Origin of the sequence: Campylobacter showae CC57C, from assembly GCF_000344295.2 — a bacterium.
GTDB lineage: Bacteria > Campylobacterota > Campylobacteria > Campylobacterales > Campylobacteraceae > Campylobacter_A > Campylobacter_A showae_B.
Genome location: NZ_AOTD01000017.1, coordinates 1 through 316, shown reverse-complemented (window position 1 = coordinate 316; position 316 = coordinate 1). Strand labels below are relative to the sequence as shown.

Below are 316 nucleotides of genomic sequence, written 5' to 3'. Positions count from 1 at the left end.
GCTATCGCCGCTTTGCTCGGGGATTTTAAAGCCCGCCGCATTTAGACAGCAGCAAGCCGCTAGGCAAACGCCGATATATTTTCTCATTTATTCTCCTTTAAAGTTTCTTAAAATTTTTATCTCGTCCGCCCAGATGCTCTCGTCGATCGTCTCTAAAACTAGCGGGATATCGTCCGTGCGGGGGTCGTTTATGATATTTTCAAACGTTTTTAAGCCCAAAAAGCCCTTTCCTAGGCTCTCGTGGCGGTCCTTTTTGCTGGCTAGGTCAAATTTCGTATCGTTTAGGTGCATCCCGCACAGCATCTCGCGCCCGACT

1 protein-coding gene is annotated in these 316 nt (G+C 48.1%); it reads right to left on the bottom strand.

Annotated elements, in window-relative coordinates:
* Positions 1 to 87: 87 nt before the first annotated feature.
* Positions 88 to 316 (bottom strand): TIM barrel protein (locus H740_RS00975; RefSeq protein ID WP_002950399.1); only part of this gene is annotated, 229 nt, incomplete at its 5' end.